We start from the raw sequence: 19,937 nt of genomic DNA on the forward strand, positions 1-19,937 counted from the left end.
TTGAAATCGCCAGGCCGCCCACGTGGCAGGCGAGTCGTATCGAGGAGGATGAGCAGGCCTACAGAGCCGGCCCATGACTCAGACACCCACAGCTCACACCCCCGCGCAGGGGCAGGCACGAGCACAGTTCACCGTCCCCGCCCAGCACCCCATGGTGACCGTCCTGGGGTCCGGCGACTCGCTTCTGCGCGTGATCGAGAAGGCCTTCCCGGCGACCGACATCCATGTCCGGGGCAATGAGATCAGCGCGCTCGGCGACAGCCATGAAGTCGCCCTTGTCCAGCGTCTGTTCGACGAGATGATGCTGGTGCTCCGCACCGGACAACCGATGACGGAGGACGCAGTGGAACGCTCGATCGCGATGCTCAGGGCAAGTGAGAACGGCGAGGGACCGGAGGAGACTCCGGCCGAGGTCCTCACCCAGAACATCCTCTCCTCCCGCGGCCGCACGATCCGCCCCAAGACCCTCAACCAGAAGCGGTACGTCGACGCGATCGACAAGCACACGATCGTCTTCGGCATCGGCCCCGCCGGTACGGGCAAGACCTACCTCGCCATGGCCAAGGCGGTGCAGGCCCTGCAGTCCAAGCAGGTCAACCGCATCATCCTGACCCGACCCGCGGTCGAGGCGGGCGAGCGGCTCGGGTTCCTCCCGGGCACGCTCTACGAGAAGATCGACCCGTACCTGCGCCCGCTGTACGACGCGCTGCACGACATGCTCGACCCCGACTCCATCCCGAGGCTCATGGCCGCCGGGACCATCGAGGTCGCGCCGCTGGCCTACATGCGCGGCCGCACGCTGAACGACGCCTTCATCATCCTGGACGAGGCCCAGAACACCAGCCCCGAGCAGATGAAGATGTTCCTCACCCGTCTCGGCTTCGACTCGAAGATAGTCATCACCGGTGACGTGACCCAGGTCGATCTCCCGGACGGCACCAAGTCCGGTCTGCGGCAGGTGCAGGACATCCTGGACGGCCTCGACGACGTCCACTTCTCCCGGCTCTCGTCCCACGATGTCGTCCGGCACAAGCTGGTCGGCCGTATCGTCGACGCGTACGAGTTGTACGACAGCAAGCACGGCACCCAGAACGGCACGCACAAGGGCCGTGGCGGCAAGGCCGGGCACAAGGGGAAGTAGAGAACACGCGCGACCATGTCGATCGACGTCAACAACGAGTCCGGAACCGAGGTCGACGAGCAGGCGATCCTCGACATCGCCCGCTACGCACTCGCACGGATGCGCATCCACCCGCTCTCCGAGCTCTCGGTGATCGTCGTGGACGCCGACGCCATGGAGCAACTGCACATCCAGTGGATGGACCTGCCCGGGCCCACCGATGTCATGTCCTTCCCGATGGACGAGCTGCGGCCGCCGTCGAAGGACGACGAAGAGCCGCCCCAGGGGCTGCTCGGTGACATCGTGCTGTGTCCCGAAGTCGCCACCAAGCAGGGGGCCGAGGCGCCCACGCAGCATTCCATGGACGAGGAGCTCCAGCTGCTCACCGTCCATGGAGTGCTGCATCTGCTCGGGTACGACCACGAGGAGCCCGACGAGAAGGCCGAGATGTTCGGCCTGCAGGCCGCCATCGTGGACGGCTGGCGTTCGGAGAAGGGCCTGACCGGGCCCTCCCCCGCCCCTACCGTGTCATGAGCATCACCCTCATCTCCGGCGCGATCGCTCTGGTGGTCGTCGCCTGGCTCGCCGCCTGCGCGGAGGCGGGCCTGGCGCGTGTCTCCAGCTTCCGCGCCGAGGAGGCCGTACGCAACGGGCGGCGCGGCAGCGAGAAGCTCGCGCTGGTCGCCGCCGATCCGACCCGCTATCTGAACGTCGCGCTGCTGGTCCGCGTGGCCTGCGAGATGGCCGCCGCCGCGATCGTCACGTACGCCTGCCTCCAGGAGTTCGACAGCACCACCGAGGCGCTCCTGGTCGCCATAGCGGTCATGGTGCTGGTGTCGTACGTCGCCGTCGGGGTCTCCCCGCGCACCATCGGCCGCCAGCACCCGCTGAACACGGCGACGGCGGCGGCGTACGTCCTGCTGCCGCTCGCGCGGATCATGGGGCCGATCCCCTATCTGCTGATCCTCATCGGCAACGCGCTCACCCCGGGCAAGGGCTTCCGCCGCGGCCCCTTCGCCTCCGAGGCGGAGCTGCGCGCGCTGGTCGACCTCGCCGAGAAGGAGTCGCTGATCGAGGACGAGGAGCGCCGTATGGTGCACTCGATCTTCGAGCTGGGCGACACGCTGGTGCGGGAGGTCATGGTCCCGCGCACCGACCTCGTCGTGATCGAGCGCTACAAGACCATCCGCCAGGCCCTCACCCTCGCCCTGCGCTCCGGCTTCTCTCGCATACCGGTCGTCGGGGAGAGCGAGGACGACGTGGTCGGGATGGTGTATCTCAAGGATCTGACCCGCAAGACGCACATCAGCCGGGACGCGGAGAGCGAGCTGGTGTCGACGGCGATGCGGCCCGCGTTCTTCGTGCCCGACACCAAGAACGCCGGCGACCTGCTGCGGGAGATGCAGAAGGAGCGCAACCACGTCGCCGTGGTCATCGACGAGTACGGCGGCACCGCCGGCATCGTCACCATCGAGGACATCCTCGAGGAGATCGTCGGCGAGATCACCGACGAGTACGACCGTGAGCTGCCGCCGGTGGAGGAACTGGGCGAGGACCGCTACCGGGTCACCGCACGCCTGGACATCACCGACCTGGGCGAGCTGTACGGCCTCGACGAGTACGACGACGAGGACGTGGAGACGGTCGGCGGGCTGCTGGCGAAGGCGCTGGGCCGGGTGCCGATCGCGGGGGCGTCGTCGACGGTCGACCTGCCCGACGGCCGTGAGCTGCGGCTGACGGCGGAGGCGGCGGCCGGCCGCCGGAACAAGATCGTGACGGTGCTCGTGGAGCCGGTGGGACCCACCGGGGCCAAGGAGGAGCAGGACGGGTGACGGACGCCGACGGGGGATCGGTGGCCCGTATGCGGGTCACCAACCGGGGCACGGACTCGCTCGAGCTGATCCTGGAGCCGTACGGCAGTGACCACTGGCTGCGGCCCAGGGAGACCTTCGTCGTCGTGGCGTACGGCTTCGGCGACGCCGACCCTTTCGAGGTCGAACACGAACCGGCCGTGGTGACGGTGCACCTCGGCGGCCACGGACATGTGACCGACGTGCGCGGCGACGGCGTCGCGTGCGCCCACGGCCGCCCGGAGACCTGCGAGGAGACCCCGGTATGACCCCTCAGGAACTGCGTGCCTTCTGCCTGTCCTTCAACGCGGCGGTGGAGGACTTCCCGTTCAGCCCGGAGACCTCGGTCTTCAAGGTCGGCGGCAAACTCTTCGCCCTGTCCTACCTGGACGCCGAACCCCTGAAGGTCAACCTCAAGTGCGAGCCCGAGAACGCGGTACGGCTGCGCGAGGAGTACCCCGGCCTGATCGTCCCCGGCTGGCACATGAACAAGCGGCACTGGAACACGGTCACGGCGGACGGCGAACTCCCGGACCGCCTGGTCCGGGAGCTTGTCGAGGACTCGTACGACCTGGTCGTGGCCGGTCTACCGCGAGCCGAACGACTCCGCCTCGACCGCCCCTGAGCCGATCGTCCCCGAGCCGGCCGTGCGCCGGGTCCGCAGGCCGAGCGCGATCAGGGCGGCGGCGGCCAGGACGATCGCCGCGTTCAGTCCCATGACCGTGCGGGTGCCGGACAGCAGGTCGTCGGCGGTCGTCGCGAGGACGCCCAGCAGCGGGATGCCGACCGTGAGGCCGATCTGCTGGGTCGAGGTGACCAGGCCGGTGGCCAGGCCCTGCTCCTCGTCGGGGACGCCGGAGGTGACCGTCAGTCCGTAGGAGATGATCGCGCCCAGGTGGAACATGCTGGCCAGCGAGACGGCGGCCGTGGCGAGCCAGACGGACCAGGCGTCGGCGTTCAGGAACAGCAGGCCCACGATGAAGGCGCCCTGGCCTGCCAGCGAGACGACCAGGGTGCGGCGCGCGCCGAGACGGCCGATGAACCGCGGGGTCAGGGAGCCGGCGATCACCGACATGACGCCCTGGAAGCCGAAGACCAGGCCCGTCTCCCAGGCCGACAGGTTCAGGATCTCCTGCAGGTACAGGGTGAGGACGAAGACCACCGTCGACATCATCGAGAAGGTGACCAGACCGCCCAGGTTGCCCCACGCCACCGTGCGGCGGCGCAGCATGGGCAGGGAGACCAGCGGTGCCTCGGTGCGGGACTCGACGACCACGAAGGCCGTGAGGAGCGCGAGGCCGACGATCAAGGTCGCGATGACGTCGGTGCGGGCGAAGCCGTGGTCCGCGGCGGTCGTCAGGGCGTAGATCAGGGACAGCAGACCGCCGGTGACGGTGATCGCGCCGGGCACGTCCAGGTGCGGGCGGTCCGGGGTGCGGGACTCGGGCAGCAGGCCGGGCGCGAGGGGCAGCACGACCAGCGCGAAGATCGCGAGCAGGCCCATCGTGGAGCGCCAGCCGAGCGCGTCGGTCAGGACGCCGCCCGCGACCATGCCGATGGTGAAGCCGAGGGACATCAGCGTCCCCGAGATGCCGAGGGCGCGGTCCCGGGCGGGACCCTCGGCGAAGGTGGTGGTGAGCAGGGACATGCCGGACGGGACGATGACCGCCGCGCCGAGGCCCTGCAGGGCGCGGCCCGCGAGGAACGACGCCGGGTCCCAGGCGAACGTCGCGAGCACCGAGGCCGCGGCGAACAGGGCGAGACCCATGAGGAACAGCTTGCGGCGGCCGTAGAGGTCGCCGATGCGGCCGAACAGGAGCAGGAAGCCACCGGAGGGCAGCGCGAACGCCGTGACCGCCCACTGCAGCGCCGACTGGCTCATGCCGAGGTCGGTGCCGAGGACGGGGAGTGCGACGTTCAGTACGGAGAAGTCCAGCGCGACCATGAACTGGGCGGCGCACAGGACGAACAGGACGAGTTTGTCGCGCGTCGACATCCGGGGGGTGTCGAGCGGCGGGGTGGTGGTGGAACCGGGGGTGGGACTGTCGGTGTCGATCGCCATGGGCAAGAGACTGCAGGCGCCGGAATAGCCGTGGGGAGCGGGCAGTTGTCCTGGTGGTGGCACCACCAGCCAACAGCACAAGGGGGATCCGTACGTGTCCGAGGGCACGCTGAAGAGCAGGCGGCGGCACGAGCTGCGCGAGTTCCTGATGAGCAGGCGGGCGCGGGTGACGCCGGCCGAGGCGGGCCTGCCGGACGGTGGGGCGCGGCGCCGCACACCGGGGTTGCGGCGCGAGGAGGTGGCCGTGCTCGCCGGGGTGGGCGCCTCCTGGTACCAGTGGCTGGAGCAGGGGCGGGAGATCTCCGTGTCGCCACAGGTGCTGGACTCGGTGGGGCGGGTGCTGCGGCTGAGCAACGCCGAGCGGCGGCATCTGTATCTGCTGGCGGGGCTGAATCCGCCCGAGCGCGAAGTGGCGCCCGAGAAGCGGCACATGTGCGACGGGCTGCGGCGGCTGATCGACGCGTGGATGCCGTATCCGGCGCACATCATGGACCGGTACTACAACGGCGTGATGTACAACGACGCGGCCGCGACGGTGCTCGGGATGCGCCCCGGCAAGAACTGGAACTGCCTGATCGACTTCTTCACGGATCCGATGTACCGGTCGCGGTCGAAGAGCTGGGAGCAGAACGCCCGTACGGTCGTGGCCCAGTTCCGCGCGGTGTGCTCGGCCTCCCCCGACGACGAGGGGTTCCAGGCCGTGCTGGCCGAGGCGAAGGCGTCCAGCCCGGAGTTCGGTGAGCTGTGGCAGCGGCGGGACATCGAGGACGCCGGGCAGATCCGCAAGGAGCTGGACCATCCGCTGGTCGGGGTGCTGTGCCTGGAGTCGAGCGTGATGCAGATGCCGGTGCGGCCCGATCTGTCGATCGTCCTGCACACGCCGCTGGACGAGGCGAACACGGCGGCGAAGCTTCAGTGGCTGGCCTCGCCGGAGGGGCGGCGCGGGGCGATGTACCCCGTGGCCGGTTAGGCGGGGCGTCGCTTCGTATGCTCAGGTCATGACCGACAACAGCGCGCTCGACCCCGAGGACCGCAAGATCGTCACCCTGGCCCGTTCCGCCCGGGCCCGCAACGGCGTGCCCGAGGGCGCGGCCGTACGCGACGAGACCGGCCGTACGTATGTCGCCGGGACCGTCGCCCTGGACTCCCTGAAGCTGAGCGCGCTGCGGACGGCGGTGGCGATGGCGGTGGCGTCCGGGGCCAAGTCGCTGGAGGCGGCGGCGGTCGTGACGGAGGCGGAGTCGCCGTCGGCGCAGGACCTGGCGGCGGTACGGGATCTGGGCGGGACCGAGACGCCGGTGCTGGTGGCGGGGCCGGACGGGACGGTTCGTTCCACGGTTACGGCGGGCTGAGGTTCGTTTCCGGGGGCTGCGCCCCCCATGACGTCCCGCACGGGTGGGTGGGGGCCAGGGATGGCGGGTCCTCGTCCTCAAACGTCGGGCCGGGCCGCCGCCGTGATGTGGCTGAGCACGCAGCGCCAGCCGCCGTCGCCCCTCACGAAGACGTCGGTCGTCCACTCGTCGGCGTCGAAGCGCTCGCCCTTGTAGTGGGCCGTGTTCGTGACCCGTACCGTCACGACCGCCGAGTCGCCGTACACCTGGACGCGCGGCTCGCCGACGAGCCGGAACGCCGAGTGGGTGAGGTCGCCGGAGTCGACGTGTGCCAGGAACCGCGCCTTGGTGGAGATGCCCGACTCGGAGACGATGACCCAGTCGTCGGCCATGAAGTCGGCGATCCGGGCGGGGTCGTTGGAGACCATGGCCGCCGCCCAGTCGTGGGCGAGGGCGGCGATCCGGTCGGCGTCCCCTGCTTCCGGGGTCGCGCTCGCGTCGTCGCTCATGGCCGGATGCTAACCAGAGCAGGCCGATCCCGCGCCCGGGGTTCATCCGGCGGGCGATTGTCAGTGCCGGGTGTCACGCTGAGGTCAGAGGATCTGCGAAGGGAATCGCCATGATCACCACCGACCTCACTCCCGGCTCCCCCTGTTGGCTCGACCTCGGCGCCCCCGACGTGCGGGCCGCCGCGGCCTTCTACGGCGCGGTGCTCGGCTGGGAGTACGAGCCCATGGGCGAGGCGGAGGACTTCGAAGGCGGGATGTTCAAGAAGGACGGCAAGACGGTCGCCGGGCTCGGCAAGCTCACCGAGGAGGGCGCGCGCTCGGCCTGGATGATCTACTACACCGTCACCGACGCGGACGCCGCGAAGCAGGCGGTCGAGGGCGCGGGCGGCACGGTGCGGGTGGCGCCGATGGACCTCGAGGACTGGGGTCGGATGGCCCAGTTCAGCGACCCGCTGGGCGGTCAGTTCGCCGTCTGGCAGCCGGGGAAGGACACGGGCTTCGAGCTGGCGGACGAGACGGGGTCGCTGTCGTGGACCGAGCTGTACACGAGCGACGCAGGGGCCGCGAAGGAGTTCTACGGCTCCGTCTTCGGCTGGCAGTACAGCGACATGGCGATGCCGGGCGGCGAGGGCACGTACACCCTCATCACGCCCGCCGGGCAGCCCGAGGAGCGTATGCAGGGCGGCCTCATGGAGCTGCCCAAGGAGAACCTCGCGCTGGCGGGCGGGCGGCCGTACTGGCACCCGGTCTTCAATGTCGACGACTGCGACGCCGCGGTCGCCAAGGTCACCGAGAGCGGTGGCAGCGTGCAGATGGGGCCGGCGGACGCGGAGGGCGTGGGGCGCCTGGCGGTGTGCCTCGACCCTTCGGACGCGGACTTCGTGGTGCTGAAGCCGGCGACGCCGAGCTGACCCGGCCGACGGGCACTGTCACTGTCACGCCGACCGTCTGAACCCGATCGTCGGCACCGCCCGCCGCAGCGGCCAGGGTCTCCCCACGTCCTCCGGCACCAGGTCCGCCAGGAACGCGTACCGGCGCAGGGCCTCGGGGTCCTGCTGCTCCAGGGACTGGACCTGGCGCCACCAGGCGCCGATCTCCGCCCAGCCGGGGGCCGAGAGGGAGCCGCCGAACTCCTGGACGGAGAGCGCCGCGGTCAGGCCCGCGAAGGCTAGGCGGTCCGCGAGGGGCCAGTCGGCCAGGGTGCCGGCGACGAAGCCGGCGACGAAGACGTCCCCGGCGCCGGTCGGGTCGAGGGCCTCCACCGCGATGGCCGGGACCACGGCCGTCTCCCCGGTCCCGCCGTCCACCGCGTACGCGCCCTCTGCGCCGAGGGTGACCACCGCGACCGGGACGTACTCGGTGAGTGCGTGCGCCGCCTCGCGCGGGCTTTCCGCGCCCGTGTACCGCATGGCCTCCTGCGCGTTCGGCAGGAACGCCTCGCAATGCTCCAGGTCGGCCAGCCCCGCCAGGTCCCACGCCCCGGTGTCGTCCCAGCCGACGTCGGCGAAGATCCGCGCCCCCTTGCTCGCGGCCTGGGCGATCCAGGGGGCGCGGGTGCCGGGCACCAGGGAGGCGATGGCGGCACGCGCGCGGGGCGGGCAGTCCGGCGCCGGCTCCTCCGGGGGCGGCTCGTGGCCGTGGGAAACCATCGTGCGCTCCCCCTCGTACGCCATCGAGACCGTCACCGGCGAGTGCCAGCCCGGCACCGTCCGCGACGGCGAGAGGTCGATGCCCTCGCCGTGCTCCAGCGCGTCCCAGCAGTACTCGCCGTAGTGGTCGTCGCCGAAGGCCGCCGCGAGCGACGTCTTCAGACCGAGGCGGGCCAGGGCCGTCGCCATGTTCGCGACGCCGCCCGGACTCGATCCCATCCCGCGCGCCCAGGACTCGGTCCCGCGCACCGGGGCCGAGTCGAGGCCGGTGAAGATGATGTCGAGGAAGACCGTGCCCGTGAGGTAGACGTCCCAGGGCGGGTCGGCGGGCGCGCGCAGGCCGGCGAGGGGGTCGACCTGGGCCGACGGGGCAGCCTGGGCCCGGCGGTTCGGCCCGCCTGCCATGGCCGCCTTCGCCATGGCCGCCTTCCCCTGCGGCGAGGGTCCCTTCCCGTTGGGCGCGGTGGGCGTGGTCACGGTGCGCTCCCTGGCGTGGTGCTGATCTGGCCAGTGTGCACCACGCCACCGACAACGCCACGGCGATCCGGCCCGATCCGCCCCGTCCTGGCAGGTCGGCGGCCTCCTACCAGCGAGGCACCGTCGGCGTCACCCACCCGGGATCGGCGATCCGCATGGCGGCCGCGTCGTCGCGCTCCCGCAGCGAGCCGTCGTCTTCCAGCCACCGCCGGTGCAGCTCGGCGAGCCGGTCGCGGTCCAGCTCGACGCCGAGGCCGGGCGCGTCCGGCACGGTGACCCTGCCGTCGTCGAAGGTGAGGCGCTCGGTGAGGACGTCCTCGGACTGCCAGGGGTAGTGGGAGTCGCAGGCGTGGTGGAGGTTCGGCACGGTCGACGCCACGTGGGTCATCGCGGCCAGGGAGATGCCCAGGTGGGTGTTGGAGTGCATGGACACCCCGACGCCGAAGGTGCGGCAGATCGCCGCCAGCTGCTGGGTGTTGCGCAGCCCGCCCCAGTAGTGGTGGTCGGAGAGGACGACCTGGACGGCGTCCTTGGTGAACGCCTCCTTGATCTCCGCGAACGTCGTCACGCACATGTTGGTCGCCAGCGGCACCCCGCTCCGCGCGGCCACCTCGGCCATCGCGGCCGTACCGAGGGCCGGATCCTCCAGGTACTCCAGGACCTCCCCCAGCTCCCGCGCCACCCTCAGCGAGGTCTCCACGGACCAGGCCCCGTTGGGGTCGAGGCGCAGGGGGTGCCCGGGGAAGGCCCGCGCGAGCGCCCGTACGGCGGCGATCTCCTCCTCCGGTGGGAAGACACCGCCCTTGAGCTTGAAGGACGTGAACCCGTACCGCTCCTTGAACCGCCGTGCCTGCTCGACGACCCCGGCCGGATCGACGGCGGCACCCCAGTCGTCCTTCTCCGCGGGCACGCCCTCCGGATGGTCGGCCCACTTGTAGAACAGGTACGCGCTGTACTCGACCGCGTCCCGCACCTTGCCGCCGAGCAGCGCGTGCACGGGCAGCCCGAGCGCCTTGCCGAGGGCGTCGAGGCAGGCGACCTCGAAGCCGGAGACGACGGACAGCCGCAGCTTGTCGGCGGTCTGCACGCCGCGCAGCCCGCCGACGTCGACCTGCCCGGACACCCGGGAACGGTCGACGGCGACCTCCTCGGCGACGACGAACAGGCCGTTGAGATCGCCGACTTGACGGCCAATCAGCTTCCGCGCGAACGGCCGGGCGAGCTCCAGGTACTTGGTGTCGCCGTACGTCTCACCGACACCGACGACCCCGCCCTGCGTCTCGACCTCCACGATCAGCCGGGGCGTGTACGGCTGGTGGACGCCCTGGGTGTTCAGCAGCGGCGGATCGGCGACGAGGATCGGCGTCAGGCGGACATCGGTGATCGTGAGGTTCACAGGGCGGCTCCTACGAGGTCGAGTCCGGCGGCGAGGAGGGTGCGCAGCTCGGCCAGGTCGGCGGCCGTCGGGTCGGTGAGCGGGGCGCGTACGGGGCCGACGGGGCGGCCGCGCAGCCGGGCCGCCGCCTTCACCAGGGACACGGAGTATCCGGGCACCCGGTCGCGGAGCTCGACGAGCGGGACGTAGAAGTCGCGCAGCAGCTTGTCGACCGTGCCGTGGTCGCCGCCTCGGAGGGCGGTGAAGAAGGCGTTCGCGATCTCGGGGGCGAAGGCGTGGACGGCGGAGGAGTAGGCGGGCACGCCGACGGCGGCGTAGGCGCGGGCCTGGATCTCGGCGGTGAGGGCGCCGTTGAAGAAGAGGAAGTCCTCGGGGGCGGCGAGGGTGAGGCGCTGGAGGCGGTCGAGGTCGCTGTGGCCGTCCTTGAGGCCGATGACGTCCGGAATGGCGGCGATCCGCTTCAACGAGGCAGCGGTGAAGGCGACCTGACCGCGCTGGTAGGCGATGAGCGGGAGGCGGGTGCGGGCGGCGATGTGCTCCAGCTGGGCGACCAGGCCGTCCTGCGGGGCGGCGATCAGATAGTGCGGCAGGACGAGGAGGGCGTCGGCGCCGGCCTCCTCGGCGACACGGGCGAAGCGGACGGCCTGCGCCCAGCCGTAGCCGGTCCCGGCGACGACGGGCACGCGGCCGCCCGACTCCTCGACAGCGATCGAGACGACCTGCCGGTACTCGTCCTCGTCCAGCGAGAAGAACTCGCCGGTGCCGCAGGCGGGGAAGAGGGCGCCGGGGGCGGTGGCGAGCTGGGCGGCGACGTAGGCGCGGATGCCGTCGGGGTCCAGTGAGCCGTCCTCGTGGAAGCTCGTGAGCGGAAACGACAGCACGCCCTGTGCCATGCCGTCCCGCAGACGCCGGGCGGTGCGCGTATCGAGGCTCGTATCGAGGCTCACCCTCGCCATCTCCCCATGTAGATGTCATCCACGTATAAAAATGGAGATTAGATACGCGAACGCCGACCGTCAATGGCGCGGTCGAGCCGATTCGATCCGATTACCATCGCCCCATGTCGGAGACAGGCGGCGTCCGCGAGGTGAAGTCCGCGGCGCGGACGGTCGAGTTGCTGGAACTCCTCGCCGCGCGCGGCGACCGCCCGGCACGCCTCCAGGAGCTGGCCGACGAGCTGGAGGTGCCGCGCAGCTCCATGTACGCGCTGCTGCAGACCCTGATCTCCCGCGGCTGGGTCCGCACCGACGTCACCGGCTCGCTCTACGGCATCGGCATCCACGCCCTGCTCACCGGCACCAGCTACCTCGACTCCGACCCGCTCGTCCGCGTCGTACGCCCGTATCTCGACGAGGCCTCCGACGCGCTGGGCGAGACGATCCACCTGGGCCGGCTGGACGGCCGGGACGTGGCATACCTGGCGACGCGCGAGTCGCACGAATACCTGCGGACCATCAGCCGCGTCGGCCGCCGCCTCCCGGCGCACGCGGGGGCACTGGGCAAGGCACTCCTGGCGGAACGCCCGGAGGCGGAGCTGGCCGAGGGCCCGTACGAGGCCCTCACCCCCAACACCCACACCACCCGCGACTTGCTCGCCGCGGACCTCGCCGAGGTGCGGGCGCGGGGCTACTCGGTCGACCGCGAGGAGGGCGTCCTCGGCATCGTCGGCTTCGGATTCGCCCTGCGCTACGACATCCCGGCCCAGGACGCGATCAGTTGCTCAGTGCCGGTGGCACGGCTGTCGGCGGGGCACGAGGAGCGGATCGTCGCGGTCATGCGGGAGATCAGGGCGAAGATCGAGGCGACGGTTCCGGGCGGCGGCGGGTCGGTGCACTGGCGCAGGTGAGGGCCCGGTCCGAGGCCCGCGCGAGGCGCACACAGAGCCCGTGCGGGGCGCTCTTCTACCCGGCCTCCCCCACCCCAAACAGAACGTGCCCCACATCACACCCCCCGCGCTTCTTCACGCCTCCCCCCGCTTGATACAAATTCTCCGCGCGTTCCTGTCCGTCGACGGCCTGCGCTCCTCCCCCTCTTGGCTCCTCTCGAGCCGCTCCTTTCGCATGCCCTGGGAACGCCCGTGTTCGCCCCCCGCACCACCCCCTGGCCCCTCGTCGCCCTTTTCACGGCCGGGTACCTCGCCCCGTATCTGCTGCCGACCGTCGTCGGCAGGCTCGACTCCGGACTTCCGCTGTCCTCCACCCAGGCCGGCGCCGTCGGCAGCGCACTGCTGCTGAGCTCGGCGTCGGCCGGGTTCGCGCTGGCATCGCGGGTCGAGCGGATCGGGGCCCGCAGACTGGCCCGCCTCGGCCTCACCCTCGCGCTCCTCGGCTACGGCGGCGCGGCGCTCGCGCACTCCGTACCGGCCGTCGTCCTCGGCGTGCTCGTCGGCGGCTTCGGATCCGGTACGGCCACCGCGGTCGCCGCCACCCGCATCGCCGCCCAGCCGGACCCGCACCGAGCCACCACGGTCGGCCTCCTGGGCGTCTCCGCCCTCGCGGGCGCCGTCTACCTGACGGTCCCCCACCTCGGCCCCGGCCACGGCCTCCCCCTCGCCGCGATCGCCCTCACCGCACTGGCCGTATGGCCGCTGACGGGCCGGCTCCCGGCCGCCGCGGCCACGTCGCTGCACAGCGGTTGGGGCAGGTCCCCCCTCCCTCACCGCCGCCAGGGCCTGACCCTCGCCGGCTGCATGCTGTGCTGGTCCCTCGCCCAGAACTCCCTCTGGGGCGTCAGCGGCCGGATCGGTCTGACGCAGGCGCACCTGACCGAGGCCACGGTCGGCGCGGTGTTCGCCATCGCGCTCGGCGCCGGGCTGCTCGGCGTCACCGGTGCGGGCGCGCTCGGCCCGCGCCTCGGCCGCGCGCTGCCCATCGGCGCCGGTACGGCCCTCATCGCGGCCTGCATCACGCTCAGCGCGTCCGCCACCGACCTGCCGACCTTCGCGACCGGCGAGATCGCCTGGAACACGCTCTACCCGATCGTCCTGTCCTACGTCATCGGCCTCGCCGCCTCCCTCGACGGGCGCGGCCGCTGGGCGGTGCTCGTCGGTTCGGCGTCGTCGCTGGGCACCGCGGCGGGCCCGCTGACCGGGAGCGTGCTGTCGGCGCAGGCCGGGTTCCCGGTCATGGGGGCGGTGCTGGCGGCCGGGCTGCTGGTGATCGCCGTACCACTGACGGTGGTCGCGCTGGGCGCGGGCAGGCGCCCGCTGCCGGTGGTGGAGATCCCGGTGGAGGCACCTGCCTACGACAAGGCAACAGCGGCCTGAGCGCCTTGAGGAGGCACTCGGCTAGGGGAACTCGTACGCCTCGACCTCCGCGAGATACCTCTCCCGCCTCTCCTCGTCGTCCTCCAGGAAGGACGCCGCAAAGGAGTTCCGGGCGAGCTCGCGCAGCCTGTCCTCGCTCAGGCCCAGCGTCGAGCGCACCGCGTCGAAGTTGTCGCCGGCGTAGCCGCCGAAGTAGGCAGGGTCGTCGGAGTTGACCGTGCACATCAGCCCGGCGTCGAGCATCGCGGGCAGCGGGTGGTCGGCGAGGACGTCGACGGTCCGCAGCCGCACGTTCGACAGCGGACACAGCGTCAACGGCACCCGCTCCCGCACCAGCCGCTCGACCAGCGCCGGGTCCTCCATGCACCGCAGCCCGTGGTCGACGCGCTCGACGCCGAGGACGTCGAGGGCCTCGGTGATGTAGGCGGGCGGTCCCTCCTCGCCGGCGTGCGCGACGCGGCGCAGGCCGAGCGCGGCGGCGGCCTCGTAGACCTCGCGGAACTTCACCGGCGGATGCCCGACCTCGGCCGAGTCGAGGCCGACGCCGGTGATCCGGTCGAGATAAGGTTCGGCGGCCCGCAGCGTCTCCATGGCCGACTCGGCGGAGTCGTCGCGCAGGAAACACATGATGAGCCGGGTGGAGACGCCGTGGTTCGCCTCGCTGCTCCCCAGCGCCCGCCACAGTCCCTCGACGACCGTGCCCAACTCGACGCCCCGCTTGGTGTGCGCCTGCGGGTCGAAGAAGATCTCCGCGTGCCGCACGCCCTGGGCGGCGGCGCGGGCGAGATAGGCGTTCGCGAGGTCCGCGAAGTCCTGCTCGGTGCGCAGGACGGCCATGAGCTCGTAGTACAGGTTCAGGAACGACTGGAGGTCCTCGAACTGGTAGGCCTTGCGCAGCTCGTCGGTGTCGCCGTACGGCAGCCGCACACCGTTGCGGGCGGCCAGTTCGAAGGCGAGCTCGGGTTCGAGGGTGCCCTCGACGTGGAGGTGCAGCTCTGCTTTGGGGAGGGGCATCGAAGCATCGTACGGCGAGGTCAGCGCCGCTTCGGCAACGGCACCCGCAGCAGGTCGTGCGCGACCGTCAGCTCCCCGTCGAAGCCCGCGTCCCGGGCCTGCCGCTCGAACTCGTCGGGCTCGGTGTAGCGCTGGCTGAAGTGGGTGAGCACGAGATGCCGCACGCCGCAGTCGAGGGCGACGCGAGCGGCCTGACCGGCGGTCAGATGACCATGCTCGACGGCGAGTTCGGTGTCCTCGTCCAGGAAGGTGGACTCGATGACGAGCATGTCGCAGCCGTCGGCGAGGGTGTACACCCCGTCGCACAGCCGGGTGTCCATGACGAACGCGAACCGCTGCCCGCGCCGCACCTCACTGACCTCGTCGAGCGAGACCCCGCCGAGCACCCCTTCCCGCTGGAGCCGCCCGACGTCCGGCCCCTTGATGCCGTGCGCGGCGAGCCGGTCGGGCAGCATGCGGAGCCCGTCGGGTTCGACCAGGCGATAGCCGTACGACTCGACGGGGTGCGACAGCCGGGCGGTGTGCAGCGCGTAGCCGCCGGTGTCGGCGATGACCCCGTCGGTGCTGATCGGCTCCTGGGCGATGTCGACGGTCTCACGGTAGGCGGTGGCGTAGCGCAGCCGGTCGAAGAAGCGCTGCCCGGAGAGCGGGTAGTGCGCGGTGAGGGGGTGCGGAACCTTGTCGAGGTTGATCCGCTGGATGACGCCGGCGAGGCCGAGCGAGTGGTCCCCGTGGAAGTGGGTGACGCAGATCCGGTTCAGGTCGTGCGCCGCGACTCCGGCACGCAGCATCTGCCGCTGCGTGCCCTCGCCGGGATCGAAGAGAATGCCCTCTCCGTCCCAGCGCAGCAGATAGCCATTGTGGTTGCGGTGCCGTGTCGGGACCTGGCTCGCGGTCCCGAGCACGACCAATTCACGTACGGACACGGTGACTTCGGCTTACTTCTCGTTACCCGGGGGGCCACTGCATGCCGCGCCCGCCGAGGATGTGGGCGTGGGCGTGCCAGACCGTCTGCCCGGCGCCCGCACCGGTGTTGAAGACGATGCGGTAGCTCTCCAGCTTGTCCTCGTCGGCGACGGCCTGGGCCTCGCGCAGGACGTCCGCGGCGAGCGTCGGCTCGGCGGCGGCGAGGGCGGCGGCGTTCGGGTAGTGAGCCTTCGGGATGACCAGGACGTGCGTGGGCGCCTGAGGGTTTATGTCCCGGAAGGCGACGGTCGTCTCCGTCTCCCGCACGATCGTCGCCGGGACGTGGCCCTCGACGATCTTGCAGAACAGGCAGTCGTCCTGCGGCTCCGCTGCCATGCGGGTCCCTCCGGGGGTTGGGCCGGTTCGGTTTACGGGGGGCATCGTATCGTCGTCGGCCAGCCGTAGTCGGTGGCTGGTCGCGCAGTTCCCCGCGCCCCTTAGGTGGGCAGACTGGGCGGCGTTTTGGCCGGGTGTTGCTCCAGGCCCTCCAATGCGATGCGGATCGCCTCGTCCAGTTGGGTGTCACGGCCGGCCACGTAGTCCTGCGGGCGCTGGAGTACCTCCACGTCCGGGTCGACGCCGTGGTTCTCCACGTCCCAGCCGTAGCCCTCCAGCCAGATGGCGTACTTCGGCTGGGTGATCAGTGTGCCGTCGACCAGGCGGTATCGGCTGTCGATGCCGATCACGCCGCCCCATGTCCGGGTTCCGACCACCGGGCCGAGCCCCAGCGCCTTGATGGCCGCGTTGACGATGTCCCCGTCGGAGCCGGAGAACTCGTTCGCCACCGCCACCACGGGCCCTCGCGGGGCGTCCGTCGGATAGCTGAACGGCCGCATCCCGCGCGGCAGTTCCCAGCCCACGATCCGGCGGGCCAGCTTCTCCACGACGAGCTGCGAGGTGTGGCCGCCGCCGTTCTCGCGGACGTCCACGACGAGCCCGTCCCGGGCCACCTCGACCCGCAGGTCACGGTGGATCTGGGCCCACCCCGGCGCCTGCATGTCCGGCACGTGCAGATAGCCCAGCCGTCCGCCGGACTTCTCGTGGACGTACGCCCGCCGGTCGGCGACCCACGCGTGGTACCTGAGCGGCTGCTCGTCCGCGATCGGGACCACGACGGCATGCCGTACGTCCCCGCCGCCCGCCGGCGAGATCGTCAGCTCCACCGCCTTGCCCGCCGTACCGACCAGCAGTGCCCCGGGTCCGGTCACCGGATCCACCGGCACCCCGGACACGGCCACGATCGCGTCGCCGGCCCGCACCGCGACCCCGGGTGCGGCCAGCGGTGCCCGGGCCTCAGGGTCGGAGGTCTCCGAGGGCAGGATCCGGTCGATGCGCCAACTCCCGTCCGGATGGCGGGAGATGTCGGCGCCGAGAAGACCCTGCCGGGCCCCGCCGCCGTAGCCGCCGCGCGGCGAGACGTACGCGTGCGAGGTGCCCAGCTCGCCCTGGACCTCCCACAGCAGGTCCATCAGGTCGTCGTGGGTCGCCACGCGATCCACCAGCGGACGGTAGCGGTCCAGCACACCCGCCCAGTCCACGCCGCTCATGTCCGGCCGCCAGAAGTGGTCCCGCATGATGCGGCCGGTCTCCTCGAACATCTGCCGCCACTCGGCCGACGGGTCGACCGTCTGCCGTACGCGCGTCAGGTCCACGGTGATGTTCGAGTCGCTGTCCTCGTCGCCGGAGGCCCGCCGGTCGCTGGGGACGACCTTGAGCCGGCCGTCGGTCCACAGCAGCACCCGCTTGCCGTCACCGCTGACCTCGAAGTGGTCGGCGTCGTCGGCGAGATGCTCCACGCGCCGCTGGAGAAGGTCGTAGCGCTCCAGCTCGGTCTTGGGCTCGGGGTCGTCGGGCGTGGCCCGGGCGGCGCCGAGGGCGCCCCGTACGGGGTGCCGCAGCCACAGGACGCCGTCCTTCGCGGCCCGCAGGTTGGTGTAGCGGGCGGCCTCGACCGGGAAGGGCACAATCCGGTCGGCGAGTCCTTCGAGGTCGATGCGGGTGGTCGGGGTGCCCTCGCTGTCGGGTGTCTCGTCCTTGTCGGGCGCGTCGAAGGGGCGGCCGTGCCGCTGCGGGCCGAAGGGGGACGGCGTGGTCGCGGCGAGCGTGATGAGGTGCGGGCGCGAGCCGACCACGAAGGCGAGGTCGAAGACGTGCTCGTCGTAGACCGGGTCGAAGGCCCGCGTCGACAGGAACACCAGGTGCTTGCCGTCCTGCGTGAACGCCGGCGCGTAGTCCTGGAAGCGCAGCGGGGTCGCCTCGGAGACCGACAGGTCGGTGGTGTTGGCGAGCTTCAGCTGGGACAGCGGACGCGGTCCGGGGTGCGACCAGGCGAGCCAGGCCGAGTCGGGCGAGAAGACCAGCCCGGACACGTCGCCGTCCGCGCTGCGGTCGACCTCGCGCACCTCGCCGGTCTCCCGCTCGACGAGCAGCACCCGCCCGTCGTGCGCGGCGACCGCGGCCCGGCTCCCGTCGGGCGCCATGGCGAGCCCCAGCACCCGCCCGAGCTGCCCGGCGGCCAGCCTGCGCGGGGTGGCCCCGGGCGCGAGCCCGGTCGCGGGGGCGAACTCCAGGGCGTCGTCGCCCTCCGCGTCCGTCACCCAGACGACCCATTCCTCGCCGTCCGCCCGGAAGGTACGGGGCCGACGGGCCCGTACGCCCGGCTCGGCGGCGAGCGCGCGGGCGGGGCCGGAGCGGTGGGTGACCCAGTGCACGGCGCCGCGGACGGCGACCGCGCTGCCGCGCGCGGTGTGGTCGGGGGCCGCCGAGCCGAACCAGCGGGCGGCGTTCACCGGGAACGGCTGCCGGTCGGTGCGCTGCCCGCCGAGCCGGATGTCGAGCCGGCGCGGCTCGGCCCCGTCGAGGTCGTCGAGGAGCCACAGTTCACCGGCGCAGGCGTAGACGACGCGCGTGCCGTCGCTCGCGGCGTGCCGGGCGTAGAAGCCGTCGGTGGGGGTGTGCCGTCGCAGATCGGATCCGTCGGCCAGGGAGGAGTAGATCGCCCCGACGCCCTCGTGGTCGGAGAGGAAGGCGATCCGCTCCCCCACCCACACGGGGTACTCGATGTTCCCGTCCAGCTCCTCGTGCAGCCGTACGAACTCCCCGGCGCCCTCCGGGTCGATCCACAACTTGCCCGCCGTACCGCCCCGGTAGCGCTTCCACCGCGCCGCCTCCAGGCCCATGGGCGCGGATGCGAGCACGAGGTGCGGTCCGTGCGCGACATCGGCGACGGGGCCGTACGACAGCCTGGTGGCCGGTCCGCCGTCGAGCGGGACCGTGTGGGCCCAGGTGCGGCGGCGGCCCGCCTGGCCGTGGGTGCTGATCGCGAGGACCTGGCCGTCGGGGGTCCAGCCGCGCACCCGGGTCTGTCCGCTGCCCCAGTGGGTGAGCCGCCGGGACGGGCCGCCGTCGACCGGCGCGATGTGCACCTCGGGGGCGCCGTCGCGGGTGGAGGTCCAGGCGACGGTCGTACCGTCGGGCGAGATGCGCGGCAGGCTGACCGGGACGTTGTCGGCGCTGACCCGCCAGGCGCGGCCGCCGTCGAGCGGGGCGAGCCAGACGTCGTCCTCCGCGGTGAAGGCGACCAGGTCGCCGTGCGGATGCGGATATCGGAGATACGAGGACGGGCCCGGGGTCGAGGTCTGTGTCACCCGATCACCCTAAGCAAGGGCGGCGGCCACCGACAGGCCTTTGGATCTCTTGCCCGAACTCCCCTGGGGGCCCGCTCACTTGCCCTCCGGCCAGCAGTTCGGGTGCTCCTTGCAGTAGACGGTCTTGGTGACGGTCACCGTGACGGTGGGCCCGGGCTGCTGTCCGTTGCCGGGATTGACGGGCGAGGGCGCGGAGTCGCAGTCGCCGAGCCCGTTGACGTGGAACCACTCCTTGCCGTCGATCTTGGCGACGAGGTCCCCGCGCACACACGAACCGCTGACGGCCCGGGTGATCCGGCCGGTGACGACGATGTCCTTGCCGTCCTTGGTCTCGCCCTCGCAGTCGACCTTGACCACGGTGTTCTCGGTCGCCGTCGGCGCGGCGGAGCCGCCCTTGCCGCCCTCGTACGAGCCCGTGCAGTTGAGCCACTGCACATCGGCCTTCTGCCGCTCCAACTCCTCCGTCACGGTCTGGTCGGTCGTGAACGCCACGGTCGCGCTGCTCAGCCCGCCCGGATCACAGGCCACCGCCCCGCCGACGGCGACCACGACGAGCCCCGCCACGCCTGCCACCCGCACACCGTGGGCGCGGCGAACGGCCGAACGTGCGCTACCTGTGCGGCCCGTGCGACCCCAAACCCTCCTGAATGC

At 71.7% G+C, this 19,937-nt stretch carries 20 protein-coding genes; 10 read left to right on the forward strand and 10 right to left on the reverse strand.

Going from position 1 to position 19,937, the window contains the following annotated elements:
* Positions 1-73: 73 nt before the first annotated feature.
* Genes EJ357_RS15210 through EJ357_RS15230 form a run of 5 tightly spaced genes read left to right on the forward strand, consistent with a single transcriptional unit; the run spans position 74 to position 3,595 of the window.
* A complete protein-coding gene (locus EJ357_RS15210; RefSeq protein WP_126392135.1) occupies positions 74-1,141 on the forward strand; it encodes a PhoH family protein in 1,068 nt (355 codons plus the stop codon).
* A gap of 15 nt (positions 1,142-1,156) precedes the next feature.
* Complete coding sequence (gene ybeY / locus EJ357_RS15215) at positions 1,157-1,654, forward strand: rRNA maturation RNase YbeY (RefSeq protein ID WP_126392136.1); 498 nt, start codon at positions 1,157-1,159, stop codon at positions 1,652-1,654.
* Positions 1,651-2,952 (forward strand): hemolysin family protein, encoded by a 1,302-nt coding sequence (locus EJ357_RS15220; protein ID WP_126392137.1) that lies wholly within the window; start codon positions 1,651-1,653, stop codon positions 2,950-2,952. The genes ybeY and EJ357_RS15220 overlap by 4 nt, the downstream gene beginning before the upstream one ends.
* The gene (locus EJ357_RS15225; RefSeq protein WP_126392138.1) at positions 2,949-3,239 is read left to right on the forward strand and encodes a hypothetical protein; all 291 of its coding nucleotides are present in this window, start codon (positions 2,949-2,951) and stop codon (positions 3,237-3,239) included. Before EJ357_RS15220 ends, EJ357_RS15225 begins: the two co-directional genes overlap by 4 nt.
* Positions 3,236-3,595: an MmcQ/YjbR family DNA-binding protein gene (locus EJ357_RS15230; protein WP_126392139.1), complete on the forward strand. Its 360-nt coding sequence runs from the start codon at positions 3,236-3,238 to the stop codon at positions 3,593-3,595. The genes EJ357_RS15225 and EJ357_RS15230 overlap by 4 nt, the downstream gene beginning before the upstream one ends.
* Here the strand turns inward: EJ357_RS15230 and EJ357_RS15235 are convergent.
* Positions 3,557-5,032, reverse strand: a complete 1,476-nt coding sequence (locus EJ357_RS15235) for an MFS transporter (protein WP_175647401.1) — start codon at positions 5,030-5,032, stop codon at positions 3,557-3,559. The two genes, EJ357_RS15230 and EJ357_RS15235, sit on opposite strands and share 39 nt — an antisense overlap.
* A gap of 148 nt (positions 5,033-5,180) precedes the next feature.
* On the opposite strand from EJ357_RS15235, the gene EJ357_RS15240 reads away from it, so the two are divergent.
* Positions 5,181-6,002, forward strand: coding sequence for a helix-turn-helix transcriptional regulator (locus EJ357_RS15240; RefSeq protein WP_228473170.1), 822 nt, complete (start codon positions 5,181-5,183; stop codon positions 6,000-6,002).
* Between the two features lie 28 nt (positions 6,003-6,030).
* A complete protein-coding gene (locus EJ357_RS15245) occupies positions 6,031-6,384 on the forward strand; it encodes a cytidine deaminase (protein ID WP_126392142.1) in 354 nt (117 codons plus the stop codon).
* A gap of 77 nt (positions 6,385-6,461) precedes the next feature.
* Here the strand turns inward: EJ357_RS15245 and EJ357_RS15250 are convergent, their stop codons facing one another.
* Positions 6,462-6,872, reverse strand: a complete 411-nt coding sequence (locus EJ357_RS15250; protein WP_126392143.1) for a nuclear transport factor 2 family protein — start codon at positions 6,870-6,872, stop codon at positions 6,462-6,464.
* Positions 6,873-6,982: 110 nt separating this feature from the next.
* On the opposite strand from EJ357_RS15250, the gene EJ357_RS15255 reads away from it, so the two are divergent.
* On the forward strand, positions 6,983-7,783 hold the full coding sequence (locus tag EJ357_RS15255; RefSeq protein ID WP_126392144.1) for a VOC family protein: 801 nt from the start codon (positions 6,983-6,985) through the stop codon (positions 7,781-7,783).
* Between the two features lie 24 nt (positions 7,784-7,807).
* On the opposite strand, the gene EJ357_RS15260 is transcribed toward EJ357_RS15255, so the two are convergent.
* The 3 genes from EJ357_RS15260 to EJ357_RS15270 all read right to left on the reverse strand — a co-directional run bounded on the left by EJ357_RS15260 (position 7,808) and on the right by EJ357_RS15270 (position 11,287).
* A complete protein-coding gene (locus tag EJ357_RS15260) occupies positions 7,808-8,926 on the reverse strand; it encodes a carbohydrate kinase family protein (RefSeq protein ID WP_126399512.1) in 1,119 nt (372 codons plus the stop codon).
* Between the two features lie 178 nt (positions 8,927-9,104).
* Positions 9,105-10,394 carry a glucarate dehydratase family protein gene (locus EJ357_RS15265; RefSeq protein ID WP_126392145.1) on the reverse strand — a complete coding sequence of 430 codons (1,290 nt, stop codon included), beginning with the start codon at positions 10,392-10,394 and terminating at the stop codon, positions 9,105-9,107.
* Entirely contained in the window at positions 10,391-11,287 is an 897-nt protein-coding gene (locus EJ357_RS15270) for a 5-dehydro-4-deoxyglucarate dehydratase (RefSeq protein WP_407698518.1), read from the reverse strand. The genes EJ357_RS15265 and EJ357_RS15270 overlap by 4 nt, the downstream gene beginning before the upstream one ends.
* A gap of 167 nt (positions 11,288-11,454) precedes the next feature.
* Here EJ357_RS15270 and EJ357_RS15275 point away from each other — a divergent pair, with 167 nt between their 5' ends.
* Positions 11,455-12,240 carry an IclR family transcriptional regulator gene (locus EJ357_RS15275; RefSeq protein WP_126392147.1) on the forward strand — a complete coding sequence of 262 codons (786 nt, stop codon included), beginning with the start codon at positions 11,455-11,457 and terminating at the stop codon, positions 12,238-12,240.
* A 231-nt stretch (positions 12,241-12,471) separates the two neighbouring features.
* Positions 12,472-13,659 carry an MFS transporter gene (locus tag EJ357_RS15280; RefSeq protein ID WP_126392148.1) on the forward strand — a complete coding sequence of 396 codons (1,188 nt, stop codon included), beginning with the start codon at positions 12,472-12,474 and terminating at the stop codon, positions 13,657-13,659.
* A gap of 21 nt (positions 13,660-13,680) precedes the next feature.
* On the opposite strand, the gene EJ357_RS15285 is transcribed toward EJ357_RS15280, so the two are convergent.
* The 5 genes from EJ357_RS15285 to EJ357_RS15305 form a co-directional block, all read right to left on the reverse strand.
* Positions 13,681-14,673 (reverse strand): adenosine deaminase, encoded by a 993-nt coding sequence (locus EJ357_RS15285; RefSeq protein WP_175647402.1) that lies wholly within the window; start codon positions 14,671-14,673, stop codon positions 13,681-13,683.
* 20 nt (positions 14,674-14,693) lie between these two features.
* Positions 14,694-15,599, reverse strand: a complete 906-nt coding sequence (locus EJ357_RS15290) for a ribonuclease Z (protein WP_126392149.1) — start codon at positions 15,597-15,599, stop codon at positions 14,694-14,696.
* A gap of 22 nt (positions 15,600-15,621) precedes the next feature.
* Positions 15,622-15,975, reverse strand: coding sequence for a histidine triad nucleotide-binding protein (locus EJ357_RS15295; RefSeq protein WP_126392150.1), 354 nt, complete (start codon positions 15,973-15,975; stop codon positions 15,622-15,624).
* 101 nt (positions 15,976-16,076) lie between these two features.
* Positions 16,077-19,286 carry a S41 family peptidase gene (locus EJ357_RS15300; protein WP_126392151.1) on the reverse strand — a complete coding sequence of 1,070 codons (3,210 nt, stop codon included), beginning with the start codon at positions 19,284-19,286 and terminating at the stop codon, positions 16,077-16,079.
* 75 nt (positions 19,287-19,361) lie between these two features.
* The gene (locus EJ357_RS15305; RefSeq protein WP_126392152.1) at positions 19,362-19,859 is read right to left on the reverse strand and encodes a hypothetical protein; all 498 of its coding nucleotides are present in this window, start codon (positions 19,857-19,859) and stop codon (positions 19,362-19,364) included.
* Positions 19,860-19,937: the final 78 nt, after the last annotated feature.

Source organism: Streptomyces cyaneochromogenes, assembly GCF_003963535.1.
In the GTDB taxonomy this organism is placed as follows: domain Bacteria; phylum Actinomycetota; class Actinomycetes; order Streptomycetales; family Streptomycetaceae; genus Streptomyces; species Streptomyces shaanxiensis.

Excerpts from the sequence above, each read along its gene's own strand:
- EJ357_RS15220 (WP_126392137.1), top strand. The coding sequence starts at position 1,651 with ATGAGCATCACCCTCATCTCCGGCGCGATCGCTCTGGTGGTCGTCGCC.
- EJ357_RS15285 (WP_175647402.1), bottom strand. The coding sequence starts at position 14,673 with ATGCCCCTCCCCAAAGCAGAGCTGCACCTCCACGTCGAGGGCACCCTC.
- EJ357_RS15240 (WP_228473170.1), top strand. The coding sequence starts at position 5,181 with ATGAGCAGGCGGGCGCGGGTGACGCCGGCCGAGGCGGGCCTGCCGGAC.
- EJ357_RS15250 (WP_126392143.1), bottom strand. The coding sequence starts at position 6,872 with ATGAGCGACGACGCGAGCGCGACCCCGGAAGCAGGGGACGCCGACCGG.
- EJ357_RS15275 (WP_126392147.1), top strand. The coding sequence starts at position 11,455 with ATGTCGGAGACAGGCGGCGTCCGCGAGGTGAAGTCCGCGGCGCGGACG.
- EJ357_RS15270 (WP_407698518.1), bottom strand. The coding sequence starts at position 11,287 with ATGGCACAGGGCGTGCTGTCGTTTCCGCTCACGAGCTTCCACGAGGAC.
- EJ357_RS15255 (WP_126392144.1), top strand. The coding sequence starts at position 6,983 with ATGATCACCACCGACCTCACTCCCGGCTCCCCCTGTTGGCTCGACCTC.
- EJ357_RS15210 (WP_126392135.1), top strand. The coding sequence starts at position 74 with ATGACTCAGACACCCACAGCTCACACCCCCGCGCAGGGGCAGGCACGA.
- EJ357_RS15245 (WP_126392142.1), top strand. The coding sequence starts at position 6,031 with ATGACCGACAACAGCGCGCTCGACCCCGAGGACCGCAAGATCGTCACC.
- EJ357_RS15230 (WP_126392139.1), top strand. The coding sequence starts at position 3,236 with ATGACCCCTCAGGAACTGCGTGCCTTCTGCCTGTCCTTCAACGCGGCG.
- EJ357_RS15260 (WP_126399512.1), bottom strand. The coding sequence starts at position 8,926 with ATGGCAGGCGGGCCGAACCGCCGGGCCCAGGCTGCCCCGTCGGCCCAG.
- EJ357_RS15295 (WP_126392150.1), bottom strand. The coding sequence starts at position 15,975 with ATGGCAGCGGAGCCGCAGGACGACTGCCTGTTCTGCAAGATCGTCGAG.
- EJ357_RS15235 (WP_175647401.1), bottom strand. The coding sequence starts at position 5,032 with ATGGCGATCGACACCGACAGTCCCACCCCCGGTTCCACCACCACCCCG.
- ybeY (WP_126392136.1), top strand. The coding sequence starts at position 1,157 with ATGTCGATCGACGTCAACAACGAGTCCGGAACCGAGGTCGACGAGCAG.